We start from the raw sequence: 1,672 nt of genomic DNA, 5'->3' as shown, positions 1-1,672 counted from the left end.
GCATTTTAAATTCGTAACTATATTTTTTAGACATAAAATGACCCCCATAAAGTTAGTTTTTAACTCTAACTTTCGGGGGTCACCTCAAGGTTATTTAATCTAGGGGTTTTTGTCTGATACATTGAAAAATTAAATAGTAATTTTAATTTTTTCGCCTTTTGGTCCAGTAACTATAATTGTCATGGTTTAGCCCTCCTTTTATAAGTTATAAAAATAATCTAAAGCATATAAATGGAGATAGGTTATTATGTCGTAAAAGACAAAAAAGTGTTTATTTAGAAAGATTTCTATAATTTTTTTTTTGAAAACATATACTTTATTTATTAATTAAATAAAGGAAGACTGAAAAATGAATATTGATTTCACCATTATAATAAGAGAAGTGGTTATTTTGATATAATTTAAAGAGTTTATCTATTTGCTTTCAAACAAGTAAATTCAAAAAACTTCTCTAAATTTTCTCCAAATGATTTTATATTTACAATACTATAAACATCAATTATTTTCTTAATATTACTTTCTATCTCTTGGCTTGGTGCATGACGATACTTTAAAATTAGAACGTAATATTCATATAATAATCGTTCGAATAAATTTTCAGTTGTTGTTTTTTCTTTTGCTAAGTATTCCATATAATACTGAGCTAGACTATCATAGTTATTTGAAATGCAAGAACTAATGTGCTTTAGCATAATATCAAAGATTATTTTTTTTTGTGTATTCGTGTAATTAGTTTTCGAAATAATAGAGTTAATATAAATATTATTAGTTTCTAAACTAAAAACATTTATCATATTTGCATAGAGAGATAATTTATATGTGTTCCAAATTTCTAAGTCTAAAATTTTATCATGAATATATTGAATATCTTGTTCGGAAAGGTAATGATTTGTTTTAGTTAAACGATTTAAATGTATATTGATTAATATACGAAGGTCATTTTTTTGTCGAGTACTCAATACTTTATTATGAGTTATCTCCTCACGGATTTGAAATAAGTCTTCTTGGTCCTCAATAAGAGTAGAATGATTGATTTTACCAATAAATTTATTATAGATACGTTCTTTAGGCTCTTTTTCTAAATCAAGGATAAATTTTTCTTTATCAGCTCCAATGTGGTCTAATATAGCAAATAAATCCTCAGCAGTAATTCGATGATGTCCTTTTTCAATTTTGGCATAGTAAGAAGGTGTCATGATATTACCAGCCATAACTTGTTGAGTGAGTTGCATATCTTTACGATATTGTTTTAATAATTCGCCAATTTCCATTTTGATCCCCTTGTTTTTTAATTAATTATATAATTAATATTTACAAATAACAATGAATTCAAATATACATGCTTTTCGGTTTATTAAGAATTTATTAAGATTGCGTTTTAAAGCAAGATTTTTGAGATTTTTGGGTATCTATTATTAGCAAAGGGCCAAAATAATTACCTCTGCCATCTCCCTTGCTGTGGCGCAGACAGCAACTTTTAAATTTCAGACATATATTCTTTCAAAAAATGGTCCTTGCAAAACGGACAATCAGGGAATGGGCTGATTGTCCGTTTTAATAAGTGCGCCCAGCATGGGCGTTAACTTGGCGGTTCAAGTCCGCTACAGGCTTTGCAGTAGGAACTGTTAGCTAAGGGCAAGGGTGTCCGTCGTGAGGCGGAATCTGAAGGAAG

1 protein-coding gene is annotated in these 1,672 nt (G+C 28.4%); it reads right to left on the bottom strand.

The window, feature by feature from the left end; genetic code table 11:
* Positions 1–410: 410 nt before the first annotated feature.
* On the bottom strand, positions 411–1,271 hold the full coding sequence (locus CYJ57_RS07660; RefSeq protein WP_101954780.1) for a helix-turn-helix domain-containing protein: 861 nt from the start codon (positions 1,269–1,271) through the stop codon (positions 411–413).
* Between the last annotated feature and the right edge of the window lie 401 nt (positions 1,272–1,672).

The sequence above is a fragment of the Falseniella ignava genome, assembly GCF_002847645.1.
In the GTDB taxonomy this organism is placed as follows: Bacteria; Bacillota; Bacilli; order Lactobacillales; family Aerococcaceae; genus Falseniella; species Falseniella ignava.
The sequence above is the reverse complement of the archived record's forward strand: the minus strand, read 5'-3'. Positions and strand labels throughout refer to the sequence as shown.